The organism is Rhodococcus tibetensis, from assembly GCF_024438035.1.
Taxonomy (GTDB): Bacteria; Actinomycetota; Actinomycetes; order Mycobacteriales; family Mycobacteriaceae; genus Rhodococcus_F; species Rhodococcus_F tibetensis.
Genome location: NZ_JANFQF010000001.1, coordinates 65,622 through 87,982 on the forward strand (window position 1 = coordinate 65,622; position 22,361 = coordinate 87,982).

Below are 22,361 nucleotides of genomic sequence, written 5' to 3' on the forward strand. Positions count from 1 at the left end.
CCCGGCCGTATGAGCAGGTGTGAGTGCACAACCGCACGAGTTACGAGAGCTCGATGCGATGAACCCGGGCCGTGGTCATTTCCCGCCACACCCGTGCCGGAGTCATCGGTAGCCGTCGCATGCGTACGCCGGTGGCATCGGCGATGGCATTGGCCAAGGCCGGAGCCACAGGGTTGTACGGCGACTCGCTCATCGATTTGGCGCCCAGCGGTCCCAGTTCGTCGTAGGTGTCCGCGAAGTACACCTCGGTCTCGGGGACATCGACCAATTGAGGGATGTGGTAGTTCCTCAGTTGGGGTCCCAGTACTGTCCCGGCGCCGTCGAGGCGGATCTCTTCATACAGCGCGCTGCCGATCGCCTGAGCCACGCCACCCTCGACCTGCCCCCGGCACTGCTGCGGGTTGAGGACGGTCCCCGCATCGGCAGACTGGATCGACTGCAAGATTCGTACCTCACCGGTGACCGTGTCGACGGCGACCCGAAACGCATGCACATTGAAGACCACCGAGCGGGGAGTGCCGTCGTGCCGACCTTCGGCTCGGAGCTCACCCTCGGCTACCAGCTTGTCCAACTCGATCACCCGGGTGCCGATTCGGACACCCGCCGGTGTCACCGAGCATTCTGCGTCGTCAGCAACGCCGGCGATGCGGCGCGCGGTATCGAACAGAAGTGCGCGCAAACTGTTGCACGCCTGATTGACTGCTTTTCCGGCTACCACACTTCCGGCCGACCCGAACGCTCCCGTGTCGTGCCCGGTGATGTCGGTGTCGGACTGGCGGACGATGATCCGATCCGCGGTGGTTCCGAGTGCGGTCGCTGCCAACTGCGTGTGCACGGTCGTCGTCCCGTTGCCGAACTCGGCGGTCCCCACCCGCAATTCGTATCGGCCGCCCTCGACGAGGGTGCACGACGCCTCGGAAAAGTGACCACGCGGCGGGATAGTAGCGATCATGGATGCCGCCATGCCCTCGCCCACTCGCCACTGCGATCCCTTCGGCGGGGTAACTCCGTTGCCACGCCGCAGTGCCGTCTCGGCGAGGTCGAGGCATTGGTCGAGCCCATAGCTCCCATAGGTGAGGTCGTCGTGGGCGACCTCACCTTCGACGAAGTCGTCGCCCGGGACGATCACGTTGCGTCGGCGGAATTCGAAGGGGTCGATCCCCAGCTTTCCGGCAAGTTCGTCGAGCGCCGATTCGATACCGAAAATGACTTGTCCCAGCCCGTATCCGCGGAAGGCGCCGGAGGGCAGGTTGTTGGTGTAGACGGCCCGGGCATCCACCCGCTTGTTGGGGGAGCGGTACAACGCGACGGACTCTCCGCAGCTGTGGAACATCACCCCCGCAGAATGATTCCCGTAGGCTCCGGCGTCCGAGAGTACATCCACGGCGAGCGCAGTCAGCCTTCCGTCTCCATCGGCGCCCGCCCTCACCGAGATCCGCATGGGATGCCGGCACGGCGCGGTGGTGAACTGGTCCGAGCGGGTGAACTCATACTGCACGGGCTTACCGGTGCGCAAGACCGCAAGTGCCACGAGGTCTTCCACGAGCATTTCCTGCTTGGCGCCGAACCCGCCGCCGACGCGGGCGGTGAACACCCGGACCCGGGAACGGTCCAGCGCGAAGAGTCGTGCCAGTTCGTCGCGTACGAGAAAGGGAACCTGAGTGCTGCTCCGGAGGGTCAGTCGGCCCTCGTCGTCCAGCCAGCCGATCGCGGAATGCGTTTCCAGATGGACGTGTTGCACGCGCTGCGTCTGCCACGTTCCCTCGACCACCGCGCCGAACGCCCGGGCCGCCTCGAGTCCTGATTCGATGTCGCCGACCTCACCGTGCAACTCTGCCACCAAGTTTCGGGTGGGGTCCGCGATACGTGACTCGGCGCCCTTGCCTGCGTGGAGCTGGGGTGCGCCCGCCCGGTGCGCTAGTTCCGGGTCGAAAACAGGCTCCAGCACCTCGTAGTCGACGTCGATCACTTCCATTGCACGACGCGCGATGTCGACCGAGTCGGCGACCACCGCCGCGACACGCTGCCCGACGAATCGCAGCACGGTGTCGAAGACGTAGGTGTCGTCCGGGTCGTCGGTGCGGAGTTCGTGGCGTGCGGTGGAGAAGGCGAAGTCCGGGCTGTCGCGGTGCGTGAGAACCGCGTGGACGCCGGGTACTTCCTCCGCCGCGGCGGTGTCGATGCGGGTGATCCGCGCGTGGGCGTGTGGGCTGCCGAGGACCTGGACGTGGAGTAAGCCTTCGACCCGGATGTCGAGCGTGTACGGTTCGGCGCCGCATACCACCCGGGTGGCGGCGGGGGCGGGAATCGAGCGGCCCGAGGAATCACCGCTGCAGTCGTCCTCGGTGGTGCGGACGCCGCCGACAGCATCGCGGATTGCGCGGTAACCCGTGCAGCGGCACAGGTTTCCCTTCAGAGCGTGCGGGAGATCGGCGCGCTGATCGGGGGTGAGCGCGGAGGCGGTGACCACCATTCCGGGAGTGCAGAACCCGCACTGGAAGCCGGCGGCAGCGACGAACTGCTGCTGGACGGGATGTAGTCGATCGGGGCTGCCCAGGCCAGCGGCCGTGGTCACCTCGCGGTCCTCGGCGCGGTGCGCCGGAACGACACACGCATGCACGGGGTGGCCGTCGAGCAACACCGTGCAGGCGCCGCAATCGCCGGCATCACACCCCTTCTTGACCGCGAAAATCTCGTGGTCCCGCAACAGCGTGCGCAGACACTGGCCGGGCCGCGGGTGGGCGTTGACCGACTGCCCGTCGACGGTGAACCTCATGCCAGTTCCTCCCTGATCTCCTCAGCGAGGACGGCGCTGACGTGGCGGCGCCAGTCGGCGACACCGTGCGCGTCCGTCAAGTAGGCATCGGGCGGAATGCTCTCCGCCAGTGCACTACCAAGGGTGCGTGAGTCGGGTACGTCGGGGAACCGCAAAACGAAAGGACGGTGGGTCGACGCGGTGACGGTGAGCGCGAAACCCTCCGGCCCGAGTCGTGCAGCCAGGAGTGCGCCGGACCGGCCGAGCGGCGAATAGGCGATCTTGCGTAGTGTCGTGCGACTCCGGAGGGCCGATCCCGGGAAGTGAATGCTGCGGATCAGTTCGCCCGGTTGCAATACTGTGCACCCGGAACCGGTGACGAACTCGACCGCCGGAATCCGCCGTTCGCCCCCGTCGGCCGCCCACACAAGCACCTCGGCCTCCAGCGCACAGCACGCGGTGATCATGGCGCCGGCGGGGAGTGCAAGCGCGAGATTTCCCCCGACGGTGGCGGTGTGCCAGATCTTCCACGACGCGACGAGCGCTTCGGCACAGGGTCGGAACAGGCTCGTTCCGGTCCATTGCGCGGGATAATCTGTGTTGCAGAGTGTTTCGATGGTGCAGGTGGCGGCAACCTCGAGTTCTTCGGGGTGTACCGTGACTGCCGGCCAGCCCAAGGTGGTGAGATCGACCAGGCGGGTGAGACCCGGTTGCGGTTCCGAGTACAACCACGTGCCGCCGGCCAGGTAGGCCGATCCCGGTTCCGGCGCGGGGAGTTCCGCGCGGGTACGCGGTGTGGTGATGTCGGTGACGAACGACAGGTCCATGGTGTCACCCCGCCTGGCGCACCAGAGCGCGGTGGGCCCTCTCGACCTCCGCCGCAACGACGTCCTCGTCCACAGTGATCACTCTCCCACGCTCGACCACCGTGCGCCCGTCGACGACCACCGTGTCCGTATGGGGGGACGTCAACTCAGCCAACCTGCGTAGGCGGACCATGCCGGCCCGGCGTCCGGGGCATCGGAACGCTCGACCGTCGCCTGGATCAGACCGTAGGGGCGGTCGGCGGCGTAGAACACTTCGTTGTCGTTCTCCACACCGAAGCGCCCGAGGTCGTGCGCGAAGTGATGCTTGTTGGGAGCGGACAGACGTACTTCCGCGATCAGGGGACAGCGTTCGAGGACGGCCTTGCCGATTTCGTAGAGTGTCTGCTGCAGGGCCAGCGAATGCACCGTCGCGAACGTGGACACGATCTGTTCCTTGATGTCGGTGTACACGCTGTTCCAGTCGACGCCGGTGGTGACGAACCGCCATTGCACGACGAGTGACGTGGCCATCACCCGGTCGTGGGTCTCCTCGAGGACGGTGTACTCGTCCTTCAGGAAACCGAAGAACTCGCTGCCCGTGGATTTCAGAATCACCAGATCCTTCAGGCCACCGACCACCCACGTTCCGTCGGCGTCGACCGTGACAGCCGCGGTACGTACCTCCTCGCCCTTCCGGACCCAGGTGTGATCGTGTTCGGCACCCTCGACCACAGCCCGCGCCCAGGAGTACTCCTCGATCTCGATGCGTGCGCCCTCGACCGGTTCGATGTCGTCGACGAAATGTCGCGCCAACGCCAGCCCGTACTCCTCGATGGAGTCGAGCCCTTTCTCCTTCGCGTAGGAGAACGCCGTCTGCTTCTGCGTGTCGGTGGGCAGCACCGCACTCTGGTCGCCCTCGAGGTGGGCGGCGGAGAAGTCGCCTCGAAGACAGGTGGAGACGCTCACGTCCCGGATTTCGTGGCGCGGGGTGTCGCGGTAGATCCGGACGATCCGGTTCTCGGCCTTCCCATACTGGTTCTTACCCAGGACTATCTTGCCGTCGAGGTGGGGACCGTTGTTCGAATTGCTCACGTTCAGCTCCCGCGATAGGTGGAATAGGCGAAGGGGGACAACAACAGTGGGACGTGGTAACCGCGCTGGGGGTCTTTCAGCTCGAAGGTGACGGTCACCACCGGGTAGAAAGTGTCTTGGCCGCGCTGGTCGTAATATTCACCTGTGAAGAAAACGAGGCAATACGTGGCGGCGATCAGACCCTCGGGTGCGATCTCGGGGATGCGGCCGTCGGCGTCGGTCATCGCGGAAGCGATCGGTTGACCCTCGATGGATTCGAGCCGGACGTGCAGTCCTGCTGCCGGATCACCGGTCGTGGCGTCCAGCACGTGCGTGCTGAGAATCTTGGCCATCAACGTCCTCCTACAGGGATGTCGTGCAGCAACCGTGCGAGACGCAGCCGGTTGATCGCGGCGAGTTCCATCCGCACATTCTTGCGCTCGGTGTTGCTGTCGTTGCCGAGGCGTCGGTGCAGCACGTCGAGCAGTTCCTGCGCGGATCGTCCGGACGCGCACACGAGGTAGACGTGCCCGAACTTCTTTTCGTATGCCTCGTTGCCCGCGCGGAGTTTCGCCCGCAGCCCGTCGTCGGCGGCGGCGACTGCGGACTGCTCGCGCACCGACGACGCGTTGTCCGGGCGGTCCCCGATCCGCGGATGCCCGGCGAGGGCGTTGTCGATCTCGGCTTCGGTGAGTTCGGCGAGAGCCTCGTCGGAGCGGGTGTAGAGCTCGTCGGCGGTGCGGAACGGACGCGCGGCCGCCACCCGGTGGGCCCACACCGTCGACGAACAACACTCGGTAAGGATCACGACGGCTTGCTCGTCGTTCGCTGCGTTGAACGTGGTCAGGCCGGGCGGTTCGGTCATCAGTTCTCCTCGCTCTCGTGCGCCTTTGTGGTACCTCTGGCTACCACAAAGGCGCACAGGTGGCGGTCAACTTCGCGCAGCCGAGCTTGCCGCCGTCCTTCTGAGCGTTACTGCGAGCCGAAGTCCTGGAGCCGCCCGGTGTACCTCTTGGGCAGGGGGCGAGCGAACTCGCCGCGCGCACCGGTCCGGAGTCCGAGCGTCACGAGAGACTGGACGGTCAGGGTGGCCGCGGCGACACCGTCCACGACCGGAACTTCGAGTTCCGAGGAGATGAGCGCGCAGAGATCCGCCATGCCCGCGCATCCCAGAACGATCGCGTCCGAACCGTCCTCCTCGAGGGCGACGCGGCACGCCTCCGTGATGACCTTCACGGCATCCGGGTCCCGCTCGAGGTCCAGCACAGCGATCTCGCAGGCGTGTACCCCGAGGCAGAAGCGTTGCATTCCATATCGTTCCGCGAGTTCCCAGGCGCGCCCCCGGGTCCGCCCCAGTGTGGTGACCACGCTGAAGCCTCTGCCGAGGAAGCTGGCGGTGTGCATCGCTGCCTCGGCGATTCCGAGGACGGGACCCGATGCGAGTTCACGGGCGGCGTCCAGCCCCGGATCGCCGAAGCATGCGATCACGTAACCGTCGACACCTGCCTCCTCGCCGCGCGCGATCTCCTGGAGCAGACCGGGAACGCTCAAGGCCTCGTCGTAGTGACTTTCGATGGAGGCCGGCCCCATCTCGGGGTTCACCGCCTCCACGACGGTGCCCGGACCGGCGACCGATCGGGCGCAGTCCCCGATCTTGGCGGTCATCGAGTGCGTGGTGTTCGGATTGACGATCTTGATGAGCACGTTCGGAACCTATGCTTGGACGGGGGCCGGCGAATTCGCGCGACGGGTGCCTGCGGACAACACAAGGTAACAAGCGAACCCGACGCCCATGCCGAGAAACCACGAGTACTGTGCGGCACCAGCCATGCCCCCCACGTCGAGTCCGAACGGCTGGGCCTTCAGGATCACGGGAATGACGGCGACCAGCGCGCCGATCACGGTGGCGATGATGGCAGCCGGGTTGTAACCCTTCTTGTACCAGTAGGTTCCGCCTTCGGACATGGTGAACATGTCGTCGAGTACCACTCGCTGCTTGCGCACCAGGTAGTAGTCCGCGATAAGGATGCCGAACAGCGGTCCGATGAACGCGCCCAGCGTCTCCAAGGTGTAGTGGATCACTTCGGGATTGTTGTAGAGGTTCCACGGGGTAATGAGAACGGAACCGATGGCGGCGATCATTCCGCCTGTGCGCCAGCTGATTCGCTGCGGACTGACATGGGAGAAGTCGAACGCCGGCGATACGAAGTTGGCGACGATGTTGATGCCGATGGTCGCGACGATGAACGTGAGCAGGCCGAGGACCACCGCGAACAGGTTGTCCATCTGGGCGACGGTTTCCACCGGGTCGGTGATCAGTCGTCCGTACACCGGAAGTGTCGCGGAGGCCGTAACCACGGTGAGTACCGAGAAGAAGAGGAAATTCAGTGGAAGGCCCAGGAAATTGCCAAGCTTGACGGCCCCGAACGACTTTCCGTAACGGGAGAAGTCGCCGAAGTTGAGCATCGGCCCCGAGAAGTACGACACGACAAGGGCAATCGCTCCCAGCACCACGGGCACGGCGGACCATCCGGTGTAGTTCACTTCACCGAGGTTGAGGCTGATGTTCGACCATCCCGCCTCGCTGATGAGGTAGATCGCGAGCATGAGCATCACGACGTAGACCGCGGGACCGCAGAAGTCGATGAATTTGCGGATGCTCTCCATGCCCCGCCAGAACACCAGCGCCTGCAGCACCCACATGGTCATGAAACCGGCCCAGCCGAGTGCAGAGAGACCGAGGAACCCGTGCTGGTCCACGTCGGCCCACGCAGCCAGCCCCGGCCAGATCTTCAGTCCCAGGATCACGAACGCGTGAGATGCCAGATATGTCTGGATGCCGTACCAGGCAACCGCGATCAGACCGCGGATGATGGCGGGAACGTTGGCACCGAGAACGCCGAAAGCGCTGCGGCACATCACCGGATACGGGACACCGGTGACCTGACTGGGCTTGGCCACCAGATTGGCGAAGACGTTGACGATCGCAATGCCGACCACGAGGGCAACGAGGACCTGCCAGCTGGTCAGACCGAGCGCGAACAAGCTACCTGCGGTGACGTATCCACCGACGCTGTGCACGTCCGACATCCAGAAGGCGAAGATGTTGTACGACGACCACGATTGCGTTTTCAGCGGCGCCAGATCGTCATTGGTGAGACGGGGGTGGTACCCCGGCTTGATCAGGCCGGCGCCCGCAAGGTGCTCACCCGAAACGGTATCCGCAGGAGCGGAAGGCACTGTTTGAGTCATCGTCTGCTCCCTGTTGCCAGTCCATCTGTGGCTGATTTCGACGCTAGGCGCCGACGTGTAAGGGCAAACGTAGTTTTCGGATATTTCCCTGCGATGACGCCCAAGATATATTCTCCCGCGCCGCCGACGGGAGCAGAATATATTCTGCTCAGCGACCGTCCCCGGGTGTGTCCCGGAAGATGCCGGTGTCCGTCGGCAGCGCGGCGATGACCGCACCGAGTTGTTTGTTGTGGCGGTCGGTGGCCGCCTTCAGCGCATCGGCATCCCGAGCGAGGAACGCAGCGAGCATGTCGCGGTGGTCCAGATGCAGCCGCAGTCGCGCTGTGGTCGCCACCTGCGACATCGGTTGGACGGGCTCGGTGATGTTCCAAGCCGACTCGAACATGTGCAGCAACCGCTGCATCCGGCACGGGACCGCCAGCGAGAGATGAAAGTTGCGGCTTTCGCGGTGGTAGGCGGCCCGGTCGTCTTCGAGGACGGAACGATCGAGCGCGGCATAGGCGGCCCTGGCGCGCTCGTGATCGGACTCGTCGGCGAGGACGATGCCGACCGAGTGCGCGGCCGCCTCGAGCACGCCGCGCACCAGGTACAGCTCCTCGAGTTCGTCGACCGTCAGGCGTGCCACGGTGTACCCGGCATTGGCCCGATGATCCACGAGTCCCTCACCGATCAGCGTCTTCAGGGATTCGCGGATCGGGATGCGGCTGACACCGAAATGGTCGGCGACCTCGTCCACCGGGATGGCCGTGCCCGGAGGAGCACCACCGCTGAGGATGACGCGCCGCAGCTCCTCGAGGATCACCGTCTGGGAACTACCGGGGTCCCGGCTGGCCAGGTTGGCGACCAACACCGAGGGGCGGCGCTGCGACATCGTTCTCTCCTGGTCAGACGGGGTGCGTGTCGTGCCAGTGGCGGGCGATCTCGATCCGCCTGGCCACCCAGACCTGATCATGGGACTGCACGTGGTCGAGGAAGCGTTCCAGGGCGGCGGTGCGCGCGGGCCTGCCGACTATGCGGCAGTGCAGCCCCACGGACAGCATTTTCGGCGCGCCTGCGATGCCTTCTGCGTAGAGCACGTCGAAGGCGTCCCGAAGATGGGCGAAGAACTGCTCTCCGCTGGGAAAACCTCCCGGTGAAGCGAACCGCATGTCGTTGGTGTCGAGGGTGTACGGCACCACGAGGTGGTCGACGAGACCCTTGCCCGGCGCGGCCACCTTCACCCAGTACGGGAGGTCGTCGGCGTACGAGTCGGAGTCGTAGAGGAATCCGGTGTGCTCGACCACCAGTTCCCGGGTGCGAGGGGAGTCGCGGCCGGTGTACCAGCCCAGCGGCGCCTCACCGGTGAGGTCCCGCAGGATGTCGACCGCCTCGGCCAGGTCCTTGCGTTCGGCGTCCTCGTCGGAGAGTTGGTACGACTTCCACCACAGACCGTGGCTGGCGATCTCGTGGCCGAGTTCGCGAAAGGCGCTGACGGCGTCGGGGTTTCGCTGCAGGGCCTTGGCCACCGCGAAGATTGTCAGCGGGAGTCTTCGCCGCTCGAACACCCGAAGCACTCGCCACAGCCCGGCGCGGGAGCCGTATTCGTAGATCGATTCCATGCTCATGTGCCTGTTCGGGAAAGGCTGTGCCCCGACCATCTCGGACAGGAACGTCTCCGACGCCGCGTCCCCGTGGAGGACGTTGTTCTCGGCGCCCTCCTCGTAGTTGAGGACGAACTGGACGGCGATCTTCGCGCCGCCCGGCCACTGCGGGTCAGGTGGGTTCGGCCCGTATCCGACCAGGTCACGTGGGTAATCGGAGTCGAAACCGCGAGTCATGACTGCAACCTTGCCCGACCGGCTTCGGTCAGGGAACCCCACAGCCGCAACCGTGCCATGCCACCGTCCGGGAAGATGTCGAGCCGGGCCTGCGTGACGGGCCGATCGTTGTCGATGACGAATCGATGCCTCGTGTCCGGCTGCAGACGTGTTCGGGGGAGGAGTTCCACCCAGTCGCCGTCGCCGTCGCGTCCCCGGATACTCGCCTCACCGGGCGCATTGCCGAGGAAGTACGCGGTGTCGAGTTCGGCCAGCGACACCGTGCCTTGGGCGGCGAGCAGAATCTCCACCCAGTCGTTGTTGTCGTCTCGCCGCCGCGACGTTTCCCAGCCGTCGCCCATGACGCGCGCCAACCCGGGCAGCAGCATGTTCTGCGGGGAGCCGTAGAACATGTTGGAGCAGGACGTCACTCGCGCCCCGTTCTCCAGGGCCGCGAGATCGACCGGTCCGGCGTCCAGGAAACGAAGGTCGGGACGACCTTCGCCGTGCACGCGGAGCCGGGCCACCCCACCGTCCGGGTACATGGTGAGCTTGACGTGCGTCCACCGCTGGTCCGAGTCCACCGGAAAGGGATTCTCGGTGTCTCCCTGAACGGGACTGCGGTCGACGATGGTGGCCCACTGTGCGCCGACCAATTCGTCGGCCGACGGGTACCCGTCGATCGCCGTTGCTTCGACCGAGATCTCCGGTGGATAGTTGCCCTTGAACCATGCGGTGTCCACCACGACGCCCCGGATCACACCGGGAACCCCCAGGCGCACGATGGCCTCGTCGGTGCCCGCGGCGCGGCGCCGGCGCGTCTCCCACCCGTCGTAGATCTGGCCCTTGTGACCGAACGTGGCGGGCTGGTACACGGCCGCTGTCGGGCGGATCAGATTCTCGCGCTCGGCGAACAGTTCGTCGTTGGCCCACACGACGGAGCCGCCGAGCGTGCGTACGGCCAAGTCCGGAAGACTGCGGAAGCTGGGCGGGGTCAGGGTATTCGGGGTCACGATGTGCGGGTACCTCCTGATCGGGCGTGGAGCAAGTGTAGGGCGTCGACGATGCCCGCGCGGATCGTCGACGAACGGGTCCGGTGGCTCAGGTGTCCGGGACCACCGAACGGGAAAGGAGATCGCGGAGGACGTCGACCGTGCATCCGGGGGCCTGCGCTCGTACCGTGTCCTCGCCGAACGCGCCGCAGGCCAGCCCGCGGAGAACGACGGTGGCGAGGGCTTGTGCCGTTGCCGGTTCGTCCATCACGCCGCCGCCCTGCCGGTCGAGGTAGGCCTGCAGGCGGGTGGCCGCGGCGGGTAATGCGCCTCGGTAGAAGTCGAAGGTGGCGAGCCAGCGGGTGATCAGGTGCCCGGGATGCATGTCCCAGCCCTGGTAGTAACCGCGCTCGAGCGACCGGGTGACGAGCCGGTAGTGCCGGGCCAGTGCCGCGCGGACGTCGTCGTCGCTGCCGTGCGGGACGACCTGCGTCGATCCGTCACACACCCACACCCCGGTCTGGGCCGCTGCCACCAGCATCACGGACTTCGCGTGATCGGCCACCGGATGCTCGAGCGATTGAAATCGGGACGCGATGCCGCAGGCCGCGCTGTAGTCGTAAGTGCCGTAGTGTAATCCGGTGCAGCGCCCCTCGGCGAGATGAATTGCCTTGGTGACGGTGACGGTGCCGTCCGGGCCGATGACGGCCTGGGGGCTCTCGATCTGCAACTCGAAGAGCAGTGACCTGTCCGGCAACCCGTAGGCGCGCTCGAGTTCCTCGCACAAGGCAACGACAGCGGTGACCTGCTCAGCAGCGCGCAGTTTGGGGACGGTGAACACGAAACCGTCCGGAACCCCACCCGCGCCCTCGAGGACGAGCTCGAGAGTGCGGATGCCGCGTCGGCGCTCGTGGGGCGCCAATCCTTTGGCGCGGATTCCGAGCGACCGGGGGCCGTCGGGGTCGGAAGAGAGTAGGCGCAGTGTCCGCCCTGCCTCGAGTGCGTCGGCGTCTTCGACGTCGTCGCTACGCCATCCGTAGCCGTCTTCGAAGTCGATGCGCACATCCATGACCGGACGGTTCTGCAGTACGGTACGGACGTCGGGCAGCGCGCCGGTGACGCTGATCGCTTCGAGCGCATCGGCGTAGTGGTCCAGCAGGCTGACCGCCTGTTCGGACCAGCGTCGCGGCGTGTCGGGGCGGGCGTCCGCCGCACTCACATAGACGGTGTGGATGGGCTGGGACTGTGGACGATCGCCCGGAAAGTGTTGTGCGAGCGAGGAGTCGACGGGGCCCAGGATGGCGTCGACGCGGTCGAAGCCGCTGTCCGGGAGCCGGCTGAGGTACTGGGGGTTCACAGCACGATCTTGGCAGAAACCGCGGCGTCGTGAGGAGTGGAGCCGACCCGAACTCCCTACACCCCGAGAACCCCGGCCCAGGGGAAACGGCCGGGGTTCGGTGACAGTGAAGGATTTCGACCGGAGGGTCGGTTGCTGCACGGCCCGCTTATCGTCGTCGCCACAGTGGTGGCAGGGCGGATTGTTGCGGCGTTCATTCCGCTTCAGGCGCCGGCCGGATGCGAAGAAAACTGCGGGCGGGGCAGCAACGCCCTCGGATAGGGAGTTCACGCTGGGGCATCACCTTCCTTTCGTCTCTGTGTTCCCTTCTCGTCGAGCGGGTGATCATCCACCCGGAGGGGAGCGCTGCGTCGCGTCGACTTCCGCTCCGGTAGCCTGCGGGGACAATTTGGTTCGCGTAGTGAGTATTCCGGCTGGAGTGGAACCGCGATCGGCGGGGGTCGCGACTCGTATCAGCGACACCACGGCGCGAGGGGTAAGCGCCTCGGCGAGAAGGCGATCGGAGTCGGCGACCGACAGGTCGTAGTCGAGATCGCACCATCGGCATTCGCTGCACAACATTGCGTCGATCCTCCGGGAACCCTCGTTGGGACAGGTTACCTAAAGCAAAAGCTGTAGATTCGTTGTAGCAAATGCTCTAGCGCGGGGCAAGGGGGTGTGGCAGCAATTTTGCCCCGGGCGCACGTGGTTTCGCGTGGTCAGGAGGCGGACTTGCTGCCGACTCGGGGACGGGGCGGTTGTTGCAGCTCGTAGGTGATCAGACGGGAGCTGTTGGCGACGACGGCGACGGAGGAGGCGTTGTGCAGGATGGCGGCGAGGACGGGGGACAAAGCGCCGCCGGCGCTGACGAGTAGGCCAATCGCGTTCACCGCGATGGACATCGCGTAGTTCTGCTGGATTAACGCGACCGCATGGGCACCGAGGTCGCGAACATCGAGGAGGCGGCGCAGGTCGTCGCTCGCGAGGGCGACGTCGGCGGTTTCGACTGCCACGTCGGTACCGGCCAGGCCCATGGCGATGCCGATGTCCGCGGCGGCTAGCGCCGGCGCGTCGTTGGTGCCGTCCCCGACCATCGCGACGGTGTATCCACTGTCCTGTAAACGCCGGACCGCATCGAGTTTGTCTTCCGGCATCACCTCGGCCTGCCACTCGTCGATGCCCAGCTCCGAGGCCACCGCCGCGGCCGTCATGGGATGGTCGCCGGTGAGCATTACGATTCTCCGGATACCATCGGCCCGCAATCGCGACAACACTTCGAGGGCTTCGGGCCGTACCTCGTCACGGAGACTGATCAGCCCCACCAGCTTGCCGTCGACCGCCAGCAGCAGCGGCGTCTCGGCCCGCTTCTGGAGCCTGCGCACCCAGTCGGCGGCCCGCTTCGACACGCGCACGTTCTCCTCGCGCAGCAATCCCTCGCTGCCCAAGAGCAGCGTCCGTCCATCCGCCCACGTGCGCATGCCGAGCCCGACGAGGACCTCGCACTCTTCGTGTGGCGGGATCACGATGTGCCGTTCCTCGGTCGAGCGGATCACTGCCTCCGCGAGCGGATGCCGCGAGTGGATCTCCGAGCTCGCCGCATAGGCAAGGACTCGTTCGGGTTCCCAATCTCTGGCAAAGGCAACCACATTCGTGACGACGGGGCGACCGATGGTCAGGGTGCCGGTCTTGTCGAACACCATCGCGTCGACGCACCCAGCCTGCTCGAGATGGGATCCGCCCTTGATCAGGATGCCGCGCCGGGCTCCGTTGCCGATGGCGGCGCTGATCGCGGTCGGGGTGGACAACCCGACCGCGCAGGGGCAGGCGATCAGCAGCATCGTCATGGCACGGCGCACGTCGCGGGTGAGGACGAGGGTAAGCGCGGACAACGCGAACGACGCCGGCACGAAACGCCGGGAGAAGTTCTCGCCGACGGTCTGGATCGGGGCGCGGTGATCCTGTGCCTGCTCGACCTGAGAGATGATGCGGCCGATCGTGGTTTCGTTGCCCACTGCGACGGCCCGGACGACGAGCCGTCCGCGCAACACCACCGAACCCGCGTGAACGAGGTGGTCGGTGGAGGTGGCGATCGGCAGTGTTTCGCCGGTGATCGCAGACTGGTCGACGACCGCTTCACCGTTCACCACCACCCCGTCCACGGGTATGGCGACGTGATCGTGCACCACGATCTCGTCCCCTACCTGCAGGGAGTCGATGTCCACCGCGACCTCGGTGCCGTCGCCCAGGCGAATCCACGCTGTGTCCTGAGTGCCCTTCAGAAGGTCGGAGATCGCGCGCCGGGTGCGGCGCAGCGTGAGTTCTTGGAGATACTCGCCGATGTTGAGCAGCCACAGCACGGTCAACGCCACCACGTTTTCGCGGAGCACCAGACTGGCCACGGTTGCGGCGGAGACGAGGGCGTCAGTGCCTGCCGTGCGGCTTCCGGTCAGCGAGCGTAGCGCCCCTTTGAGGAAGGGGTACCCGGTGAAGATGGTCGCGCCGGTGGCGAAGAGGCGGCTGGTCGGGCCGAGCAACGGCGCGCGGCGCACACCGTAACGGCGGACACCGAGCACGAACAGGGCGGCGCCGCCGATGGCCATCCGTACGATGTCGGCGTTTCCGACATCGGCCGAGCGGGGGGAGCGGTCCGGGACCAGTGCCCAGGGGGTCTCTTCGCCGGCGGCGATCGTGTCGAGCAACTCGGTGCGATCGAGCCGTTTCGGCGAATACCAGACCACCACCGACGCTGTCCGCGGATAGGCGTGCACCGCACGCACCCCGGCGAGCTTTTCTATCGCATCCTCCAGGGCCACGGCCCGTCCCAGGCTCGCACGGAGCCACGGCAGATGCACGCGGATCCTGCCCGCCGCCTCCGACAGGACTACGCCACCGTTCAGGAAGCGGGGCGCGGGCTCGGCGGACATGTCAGTGGGTGTGGCCGTGACCGGTGTCGGGCTCGGCCGGCGGGGGAACTTCCTCGCCGATCCGGCCCTTGGCCTCGGCAATCACGTCGGCCACCTTCAACCGCGCCGACTCCGCGCCCTCCTCCGCCTTCCGGGTCCCGCGCAGTCCCCACGCGGTCACTGTGACTGCAGTCTCGTGGAAGGGCGCTTTCGCGACCGCTTTGCGGGCCGCGTTGTAGGCGGCGACACCGACGGCGCCGGTGACCACGGTGGAGGCAGCTTTGGCGAGCAGAATGTGAAGGGCCATGATCCATGGTCCCACTCACGACTCGAAATCGCACGAAGACCGGCTCTTGTTCACCGTTTCCGACGGTTCAAGCGTGATGGCGCGCGAGTCATTCTTCGCCCCGGGTTGTCTGGGTTCACCCGTTTCGGAGGATGCGAGCGGCGTCGCTGCTGCGCAGGCTGAGATCGCGGCAGGCTTTCCGGCCACTGCGGCATGCACGGCGTCCCGACCGAAGGTGAGAGCCGATGGTGGCATCTGTAGGTGAAAGACCGCTCGACGCTGCCGAACGCGACGAACTCGTGCGCCTGCGCCGCGAGTTGGCGCAGCTACGAGGCGAACCCGGCCCTCCGCCCCCCGCGGCTGGGCCACCAGCATCGACCGAACGTCGGGGACTGCGCTGGACTGCCGTTGCCCTGCTGTTGGTCGTGGTCGCCGTCCTGGGCTTCTCCTCGGTGCTGGCACGGTTCACGCGCAGCGAGGTCCTCGACACCGACCGTTACGTCGAGACAGTCACCCCGCTGGGATCGAACCCGGTGCTACAGGCCGAACTCGCCGACCGCATCACCACCGAACTCATGACTCGCCTCGATGTCGAGAATGTGACCGAGCAGGCACTCAGGTCGATCACGGAGAACGCTCCCCGGGTCCCACCGGCTGTGGTCGGACTGGCACCGGTAATCACCGAGCAGGCCCAGTCGTTCGTACACGAAACGGTCACATCGTTGGTGTCCTCCGACGAATTCGAGACGATGTGGATCCAAGCCAATCGGGAAGCCCACCAAGGGCTGGTAGCGGTGCTCACCGGCAACACGAGGGCCGCCGTGCAGATCAGTGACCAGGGCACCGTCAGCATGTCCCTCGCCCCGATCTTCGACAAGGTCCGTGCTCGGCTGACCGACCGCGGATTCGCATTCGCGGAGAAGATTCCGACTGTCGACAAGTCATTCGTGCTGTTCGAGTCTCCTGATCTGGTGAAGGCGCAGCGCATGACCTCGGCCCTGGACAAGGCCTCCGACGTGCTCCCGTGGCTGACCCTGCTCGCGGCCGCCTGTGCCGTGTGGGCGGCTCCGAGGGGCGCACGCCGGCGGGCATTCGCCCTGGTCGGGGTCAGCTTGGCGGTGGCCATGGCGCTGCTGGCCGTGGCGATCAGTATCGGCCGCGCGCTGTATCTGGACGCAGTGCCTGCGGAGGCGCTGTCACCGCAGGCGGCGGCGGTGCTGATCGACACCCTCGTTCAGCCCCTGAAAATTACGTTACGGGCGGTGTTCGTCCTGGCTCTGGTCGTCGCGACCGTCGGATACCTCACGGGATCATCAGGTTCCGCGGCCGCAGCACGCCGTGCGTACGGCAAGGTGGTGGACGCGGCGCGAGCGCCGAAGGGCGACCGGTCCCCGCATCCGATCGAGTCCGCCACCGCGCAGTTCCGTGTTCCGCTGCGGGTGGTTATCGTGGCGATCGCGGTGATGGTCCTGGTGTTCTGGAATTACCCTTCTGGTGTGGTCGTGGTGGTCACCGTGCTCGTCACGGTCATGGCCCTACTGGCGATGGAACTGCTCGCCCGCCCCGCACTCGCCGACCGCAGCGGCGCCGAGCGTGATGCGTCGTCACACTAGCGCTTCGTGGCCTTGGTTCTGTTGCGAAAGACCAACAGCGGGAGGACGAGCGTCGCGATAGCGGTAACGAGCCACACGATCAGTGTGGCGAGAATCCACGACTCCCACCCGGTGATGGTCATGGCACCGAACAGGTTGACCAGCACCAGCGAGACGAAGGTGGATACCAAGCCGATCCCGCCGAGGAAGGCAGGAGCGTTCCGTTCTGCCACCTTGGTGATGAACGGCGCGAGGACACACTGCGCGAGCGCGAACAGCACCACCGTGACGATGAATCCTGCGACAGTGATCGATACCTCGGGCAGAAACCACACTGCTGCCAGAAGACCGATCGCGGCCGATCCGAGGAAGACGACGGCGCGGAGGAGAAATCGAATCATGAGTCGATCCTTTGCATCGCAGAATTTGCAGATCACGCCAGGCAAATACCCTCGCGCTGAGGGTCGTTCAGTAGTTCGGCCGCGGGTTCCAGGTCGCGATTGCCCAGATGGCGACGACGTTGAGCGCAATGATGAGTACCGACCACCACGGGTAGTAGGGCAACCACAGGAAGTTGGCGACGATCGACAGGGCCGCGATGGCGATCGCAACTACTCGCGCCCACGTCGCGCCGGTGAGCAGTGCGATACCCACAAGGGCGATGATCACACCGAGAACAATGTGAATCCAACCCCACGTGGTGAAGTCGAATTTGTAGGCGTATTCGATGCCGACGACGAAGACCTCGTTCTCCGCCACTGCGGCGATGCCCTGCAGCAGCTGCAGGATGCCCACCGTGATCAGAACGATCGCGGCGGCGATGGATGTTCCTGCGGAAAACCCCTGATGGGGTCTATTTTGTTCGACTCGGACATTCTCGGACATGTCGGCACCTTCCGTGGGTTTCGGACACAACCCATTGTCCGCTGCTACGAGACCGCCTCGCGGCAAGTTCACGATCTGGATGACTCGGCCGTCGGCCGTCGGTGACACGGGCTGCGCCGGTTCCGGGCGGGTGACGGTTCAGAACGGCTGAAGTTCCGACTGCTGCGTGCGACGATGGAAGGGCACTTCGGGAGTGATGGGGTATGTCGAACCGCCGTGTGACGCGTGCGTTGATCTACACGGCCGCACTGCTGGCGGCCGTGGCGACAGTCACGCTCGCCGTGCGCGTGGTTCCCGCGTCGGATGCGGGAGGAAGCCCGCCCGAGCCGGGAACGGGTGCCACTCGGGCACTGCTCGTCATCGCTGCAATCGCTGTCGTCATCGTGGCGATCGCGCTCGCGGCTGCTCTGCAAGACGGGCGACCTCGTGTTGCCCCCGACGTGCCCGCGGCCGGTGCGGTCGAGGGCTCCCTCTCTGCGAAGTCGCGCAGGCAGATCATCGCGTGGACCGCCGGCGCCTGTGTTCTCGTGATCGCGGCATATCTTCTCGGCTCCGCGGGTGTAGACGACCCCCCGGCCCGGGAGGCTCCGGCTGTCACCGAGTCCGAGGGCAACTCCGACTCACCGACCGAAATCGCACCACCTACTGAGTTACCGCCCCCGTCCGACACGGGGGAGGCGCGCCGAAATCAGGCCGAGTTGTGGACTGCCGCAGCCGTTGTCGGTCCCGTCCTGGTCGCCTTGCTTATTCTGGGTGCGGCGGCACGTCGACCCGTGATGGTAGGGAGCGAAACACCGATCCCCGTCGGTACCGACACAGCGTCGGACGCGGCGCAGTCGCTGGTACGTGCGGCGGAAGTAGGTCTCGCGACCGTCGTCACCACTCAGATGCCACCGCGGGAGGCGATCATCGCCAGTTACGCCGCCATGGAAGACGCCCTTCGGCGGGCTCCGGGAGCCGAACCGCGTGATTCGGATACACCGTCGGAAGTGCTCGCTCGTGCAGTGCAACTCGGTGTGTTGCACTCGGAGGCGGCAGCGCCATTGGTGCGCCTGTTCGCGGAGGCACGGTTCAGCCGGCATCCGATGGACGAACGTCACCGCGCCGAGGCGGTCGACCTGCTCGAGTGCGTACTGGACGATGTGGGGAGCAACACGTGCTCGCCGTTGCCGTAATCGGGATCGGGGCAGTTCTCGCCGTGGAGATTCCGCTGGTTGTGGCGGGCCGGGACATCCTTGCCGTGGTGGTGGCCGGCGCGGTGGCCGCCCTGGTGCTCTTCGAGGTTCGGCGGCAGATGTGGCGTGAGGACGGCGGCGATGTGGCGCCTGGTCCGGAGGCCGATCGAGCCGAGGCGATGGTCCGATGGCTGTCGCGGACGGAGGCGCTGATCGGCTGGGCGGACGGCACCCGCGGCGATTGGGATCACCATCTGCGTCCCCTGCTCGCCCGCGAATTTCAACAATCCACCGGGCAGCGGAAGGGCGTCGATCCTGCCGGGACTGCCGCCGCCGGACGAGTGTTCTTCGGTGACCTGTGGCAGTGGGTGGATCCCGACGACGTCCGTCGTTCGGACCGGGCCGAACCCGGCCCAGGTCGCGACGTGCTCGACCGGATACTTCAACGGTTGGAGTTGCTATGACTCTCCCTGCCCAGATGACAACCGCCCGCGCTCAGGCCGTTCTGGCGGAAGTCGAGCGGGCCGTGGTCGGAAAACACGACGAACTGACGTCGATACTGCTTGCGGTCCTCGCGGGTGGACACGTACTGATCGAAGATCTGCCGGGGCTGGGAAAGACTTTGGTGGCTCGGTCGTTCGCGGCTGCACTCGGGCTCGACTTCACCCGCGTGCAGTTCACTCCGGACCTATTGCCTGCCGACCTGCTCGGTGCCACCATCTACGACATGCCGTCAGGGCGGTTCGAGTTCCGCCCCGGACCCATCTTCACCAACCTTCTCCTGGCCGACGAGATCAACCGCACCCCGCCGAAAACCCAGGCTGCTCTGCTCGAGGCGATGGCAGAGGGGCAGGTGAGTGTCGACGGCACGACGCGGATCCTTCCGCGCCCCTTCATCGTGCTGGCCACCGACAACCCCATCGAATACGAGGGCACGTATCCGTTGCCCGAGGCTCAACTGGATCGCTTCGCCCTGCGGTTGCGGCTCGGGTATCTGGCGGAAAAGGACGAGCAGGAGATGCTGCAGCGCCGTCTCGACCGGGGATCAGCTCCCGTGGTGGTCCGGCAAGTGGTCGACGCCGCCGATCTCCAGGCGATGCGCGAATCGCTCGAGGAGGTGAGTGTCCATCGCGACGTCCTCGGCTATGTCGTGGCCCTCGCGACTGCCACCCGGCAGCACCCGCAGGTAGAAGTAGGGGCCAGCCCACGCGCCGAGCTGGACTTGGTGCAGCTGGCGCGGGCGCGTGCGCTCCTCGCAGGGCGCGACTTCGTGATTCCGGAGGACATCAAGGCGCTGGCAGTTCCGGCGGTTGCGCATCGGATCAGTCTGCGCCCTGAGATGTGGGTGCGGCGTGTCCGGAGCGAGGACGTAGTGACGGAATTGCTCCGGCGACTCCCCGTGCCGAGGGCACGATGACCGAGTACGACCTGACCTGGCGGGCGTCTTCCGCGGCGCGCACCCTCGCGACGTGTGCGGCCGTCGCGCTCACGGTCGCAGTGGTGGGCCGCTGGTGGGAGCTGATCGCGTTCGCGGCACCCATGCTCGGAGCCCTCGGCGCCGTGGTGTGGTTGCCTCCGCGGGCAACTGGAGTCCGCATCCGTTCGGACAGCCCAGCGTTGCGGTGTTTCGAATCGGAATCGGTGCAGTGCGCCGCCGACGTGACGACGGTGGGCGGCGCCGCGCGGCTCGACGTGTCGCCGGCAGTCTCCGACGGCTACACGATCGACGACGTCGGCGACGGGTATCGAATCACCGCCCACCGATGGGGTCGTTACGAACCCGCACTGCACATCACGGCGCGTGCGTGCGGAGGTTTGCTCAGCGCAGCACTGGAGGTGACCGTCACCGAACTTCGAGTGTTTCCGCTGGCGCCGCCTTTACCGACCCCACTCCCACATCGCGCGCTGCCCGACCGGATCGGAGCGCACCGCACGCGCCGATACGGGTCCGGTGTCGAGTTCGGTGACATCCGGCCGCACGCACCGGGAGATCCACTGCGAAGCATCAATTGGCGGGTGAGTGCCCGGCGTGGGCGACTGCACGTGACGGAGCGGATCATGGACCGGGCAGCGGACGTCGTCGCCGTGCTCGACACCACGCCGCAGGCGCCCGGCCCTGCAGCGGAGAGTCTGCAGCGCACCGTCCGAGGCGCAACCCAAGTGGTGCAGTCGGCCCTTCAGCGTGGTGACCGGGCCGGAGTCGTGGTCAGCGGTCTGCGACTGCGATGGCTCGGTGCCGACATCGGGCGCCGCCAGTTCTATCGCATCCTCGACACAGTTCTAGACGCCGGTGGTGCGTCCGGTGGCACCCTCGTTCCGCGGGCCGCACTACCACCCACTGCCGTGGTTGTCGCCTTCTCCACCATGCTCGACACCAACTTCGCGCTGTCGCTGCTCGAGCTGCGCCGCCGCGGCCACGTCGTCGTCGCCGTCGACGTACTCCGTGGACCGCCGTTCGAGGTCGAACTCGATCAGATGTCCGCCCGGATGTGGAAGCTCGAGCGACGGAACATGTACCGGAACATGGGTGTGCTCGGTGTCCCCGTGGTTGCCTGGGAGGACGATTCGGCGCTGGATCTCGCCCTCAGTCTTGCAGAACGAGCCCAGCGGCCCATGGGGGTGGCCCGGTGAGGTGGGCGGCAGTTCTCGCGGTGCAGGGAGCGATGGTCGCGCTCCTGGTGGGCAATGCGTCCGCTCTGGCGGCCGCGGCGGCCGGGGTCGCGGCAACCGCGTTGCTTCTCGTCGCGTTCACCGGGCCGGCTCCCGGATTCTTGACGCTGATGCTGTGCGCGGCGGTAGCGGGCTCTACTGCCTACCTCGTGACCACACTCCCGGTGGGTCCGCGTTGGTGGTCGTTGCTCGGACCGGTTGCGGTGGTGGTGCTGTTCTGCATCGCCGTGGCTCCCTACGCCCGGAAACGCAGCACCACTCAGAACCGGCGGATGCTGTAGATGTGGAACTGCGACAGCGGGGCGAGGCCCACAGGCACTCCGCGTCCGTAGGCGTTGAAAACCTGCCCGAAACCCGCATAGATACCGATGTGTGACGCGTCCGGATTGAGAACGACGATGTCGCCGGGTGCCAATGCCCATAGCGGAATCCGAGCGCCTACCTCGGCCTGCTCCCACGTGGTGCGCGGTAACCTCACCCCGGCCTGTCGAAATGCCCACTGCACCAGGCCCGAACAATCCCAGGCGTCGGGACCCGTTCCGCCCCAGAGGTAGGGCTTACCGGTCTGGGTGACCGCGGCCGCCAGCGCGGCGAGACCGGTGGGAGTGGGGATCGGTGTGGGAAGGACGGCAGATCCACTGGAACTGCCCGCCGTGCTTCCACTGTCGGCGCTCCCGGCAACCGGTGCCGCGTTCGACGGAAACGCCGTCAGAGCTGCGGCGCTGAACGCCAATGCTCCAGCTACCACCGCGCGTCGTACAGGAAGATGCCTGCGCTGGAACACGGAGTCCCCCTTCGTTCGCTACTGCTCCGTGGAAGGCGTGCACCACCTGTTCCCCCGG

General features: G+C 66.2%; 24 protein-coding genes. 6 read left to right on the forward strand and 18 right to left on the reverse strand.

Annotation, left to right across the window (positions count from 1 at the left end; translation table 11 throughout):
- Positions 1 to 40: 40 nt before the first annotated feature.
- The 15 genes from NOF53_RS00345 to NOF53_RS00415 all read right to left on the reverse strand — a co-directional run bounded on the left by NOF53_RS00345 (position 41) and on the right by NOF53_RS00415 (position 15,218).
- Complete coding sequence (locus NOF53_RS00345; protein ID WP_255964985.1) at positions 41 to 2,776, reverse strand: molybdopterin-dependent oxidoreductase; 2,736 nt, start codon at positions 2,774 to 2,776, stop codon at positions 41 to 43.
- Complete coding sequence (locus tag NOF53_RS00350) at positions 2,773 to 3,582, reverse strand: FAD binding domain-containing protein (protein ID WP_255964986.1); 810 nt, start codon at positions 3,580 to 3,582, stop codon at positions 2,773 to 2,775. The genes NOF53_RS00345 and NOF53_RS00350 overlap by 4 nt, the downstream gene beginning before the upstream one ends.
- 4 nt (positions 3,583 to 3,586) lie before the next feature.
- Positions 3,587 to 3,727, reverse strand: a complete 141-nt coding sequence (locus NOF53_RS00355) for a hypothetical protein (protein WP_255964987.1) — start codon at positions 3,725 to 3,727, stop codon at positions 3,587 to 3,589.
- Positions 3,724 to 4,653: a factor-independent urate hydroxylase gene (gene pucL, locus NOF53_RS00360; RefSeq protein WP_374212550.1), complete on the reverse strand. Its 930-nt coding sequence runs from the start codon at positions 4,651 to 4,653 to the stop codon at positions 3,724 to 3,726. Before pucL ends, NOF53_RS00355 begins: the two co-directional genes overlap by 4 nt.
- A 2-nt stretch (positions 4,654 to 4,655) precedes the next feature.
- Positions 4,656 to 4,985 carry a hydroxyisourate hydrolase gene (gene uraH / locus NOF53_RS00365; RefSeq protein WP_255964988.1) on the reverse strand — a complete coding sequence of 110 codons (330 nt, stop codon included), beginning with the start codon at positions 4,983 to 4,985 and terminating at the stop codon, positions 4,656 to 4,658.
- A complete protein-coding gene (uraD, locus tag NOF53_RS00370) occupies positions 4,985 to 5,497 on the reverse strand; it encodes a 2-oxo-4-hydroxy-4-carboxy-5-ureidoimidazoline decarboxylase (protein ID WP_255964989.1) in 513 nt (170 codons plus the stop codon). Before uraD ends, uraH begins: the two co-directional genes overlap by 1 nt.
- A gap of 107 nt (positions 5,498 to 5,604) precedes the next feature.
- Positions 5,605 to 6,336 carry an aspartate/glutamate racemase family protein gene (locus tag NOF53_RS00375; RefSeq protein WP_255964990.1) on the reverse strand — a complete coding sequence of 244 codons (732 nt, stop codon included), beginning with the start codon at positions 6,334 to 6,336 and terminating at the stop codon, positions 5,605 to 5,607.
- 9 nt (positions 6,337 to 6,345) lie between these two features.
- On the reverse strand, positions 6,346 to 7,884 hold the full coding sequence (locus tag NOF53_RS00380; protein ID WP_255964991.1) for an NCS1 family nucleobase:cation symporter-1: 1,539 nt from the start codon (positions 7,882 to 7,884) through the stop codon (positions 6,346 to 6,348).
- A 148-nt stretch (positions 7,885 to 8,032) separates the two neighbouring features.
- Positions 8,033 to 8,755, reverse strand: coding sequence for a GntR family transcriptional regulator (locus NOF53_RS00385; RefSeq protein ID WP_255964992.1), 723 nt, complete (start codon positions 8,753 to 8,755; stop codon positions 8,033 to 8,035).
- A gap of 13 nt (positions 8,756 to 8,768) precedes the next feature.
- Positions 8,769 to 9,701: an allantoinase PuuE gene (gene puuE / locus NOF53_RS00390; RefSeq protein WP_255964993.1), complete on the reverse strand. Its 933-nt coding sequence runs from the start codon at positions 9,699 to 9,701 to the stop codon at positions 8,769 to 8,771.
- Positions 9,698 to 10,693, reverse strand: a complete 996-nt coding sequence (alc, locus tag NOF53_RS00395; RefSeq protein WP_255964994.1) for an allantoicase — start codon at positions 10,691 to 10,693, stop codon at positions 9,698 to 9,700. Before alc ends, puuE begins: the two co-directional genes overlap by 4 nt.
- A gap of 88 nt (positions 10,694 to 10,781) precedes the next feature.
- The gene (locus NOF53_RS00400) at positions 10,782 to 12,029 is read right to left on the reverse strand and encodes a DUF6986 family protein (RefSeq protein ID WP_255964995.1); all 1,248 of its coding nucleotides are present in this window, start codon (positions 12,027 to 12,029) and stop codon (positions 10,782 to 10,784) included.
- Positions 12,030 to 12,353: 324 nt separating this feature from the next.
- Positions 12,354 to 12,590, reverse strand: coding sequence for a hypothetical protein (locus NOF53_RS00405; RefSeq protein ID WP_255964996.1), 237 nt, complete (start codon positions 12,588 to 12,590; stop codon positions 12,354 to 12,356).
- 137 nt (positions 12,591 to 12,727) lie between these two features.
- Positions 12,728 to 14,932, reverse strand: a complete 2,205-nt coding sequence (locus NOF53_RS00410; RefSeq protein ID WP_255964997.1) for a heavy metal translocating P-type ATPase — start codon at positions 14,930 to 14,932, stop codon at positions 12,728 to 12,730.
- Between the two features lies 1 nt (position 14,933).
- Complete coding sequence (locus NOF53_RS00415) at positions 14,934 to 15,218, reverse strand: DUF1490 family protein (RefSeq protein ID WP_159919087.1); 285 nt, start codon at positions 15,216 to 15,218, stop codon at positions 14,934 to 14,936.
- A 224-nt stretch (positions 15,219 to 15,442) separates the two neighbouring features.
- Between NOF53_RS00415 and NOF53_RS00420 the strand changes: the two genes are divergently transcribed.
- Positions 15,443 to 16,810 carry a hypothetical protein gene (locus tag NOF53_RS00420; RefSeq protein ID WP_255964998.1) on the forward strand — a complete coding sequence of 456 codons (1,368 nt, stop codon included), beginning with the start codon at positions 15,443 to 15,445 and terminating at the stop codon, positions 16,808 to 16,810.
- On the opposite strand, the gene NOF53_RS00425 is transcribed toward NOF53_RS00420, so the two are convergent.
- Both NOF53_RS00425 and NOF53_RS00430 read right to left on the reverse strand, forming a co-directional pair.
- Complete coding sequence (locus NOF53_RS00425) at positions 16,807 to 17,190, reverse strand: hypothetical protein (protein ID WP_255964999.1); 384 nt, start codon at positions 17,188 to 17,190, stop codon at positions 16,807 to 16,809. The genes NOF53_RS00420 and NOF53_RS00425 overlap by 4 nt on opposite strands.
- A 67-nt stretch (positions 17,191 to 17,257) precedes the next feature.
- On the reverse strand, positions 17,258 to 17,674 hold the full coding sequence (locus NOF53_RS00430) for a DUF7144 family membrane protein (protein ID WP_255965000.1): 417 nt from the start codon (positions 17,672 to 17,674) through the stop codon (positions 17,258 to 17,260).
- 203 nt (positions 17,675 to 17,877) lie between these two features.
- Between NOF53_RS00430 and NOF53_RS00435 the strand changes: the two genes are divergently transcribed.
- Genes NOF53_RS00435 through NOF53_RS00455 form a run of 5 tightly spaced genes read left to right on the forward strand, consistent with a single transcriptional unit; the run spans position 17,878 to position 21,800 of the window.
- Positions 17,878 to 18,849, forward strand: coding sequence for a DUF4129 domain-containing protein (locus NOF53_RS00435; protein ID WP_255965001.1), 972 nt, complete (start codon positions 17,878 to 17,880; stop codon positions 18,847 to 18,849).
- Positions 18,831 to 19,313, forward strand: a complete 483-nt coding sequence (locus NOF53_RS00440) for a hypothetical protein (protein WP_255965002.1) — start codon at positions 18,831 to 18,833, stop codon at positions 19,311 to 19,313. Before NOF53_RS00435 ends, NOF53_RS00440 begins: the two co-directional genes overlap by 19 nt.
- Positions 19,310 to 20,266 carry an AAA family ATPase gene (locus NOF53_RS00445; RefSeq protein ID WP_255965003.1) on the forward strand — a complete coding sequence of 319 codons (957 nt, stop codon included), beginning with the start codon at positions 19,310 to 19,312 and terminating at the stop codon, positions 20,264 to 20,266. Before NOF53_RS00440 ends, NOF53_RS00445 begins: the two co-directional genes overlap by 4 nt.
- Positions 20,263 to 21,480, forward strand: a complete 1,218-nt coding sequence (locus NOF53_RS00450; protein WP_255965004.1) for a DUF58 domain-containing protein — start codon at positions 20,263 to 20,265, stop codon at positions 21,478 to 21,480. The genes NOF53_RS00445 and NOF53_RS00450 overlap by 4 nt, the downstream gene beginning before the upstream one ends.
- Positions 21,477 to 21,800, forward strand: a complete 324-nt coding sequence (locus NOF53_RS00455) for a hypothetical protein (RefSeq protein ID WP_255965005.1) — start codon at positions 21,477 to 21,479, stop codon at positions 21,798 to 21,800. The genes NOF53_RS00450 and NOF53_RS00455 overlap by 4 nt, the downstream gene beginning before the upstream one ends.
- On the opposite strand, the gene NOF53_RS00460 is transcribed toward NOF53_RS00455, so the two are convergent.
- A complete protein-coding gene (locus NOF53_RS00460) occupies positions 21,779 to 22,303 on the reverse strand; it encodes an NlpC/P60 family protein (protein ID WP_255965006.1) in 525 nt (174 codons plus the stop codon). The genes NOF53_RS00455 and NOF53_RS00460 overlap by 22 nt on opposite strands.
- Positions 22,304 to 22,361: the final 58 nt, after the last annotated feature.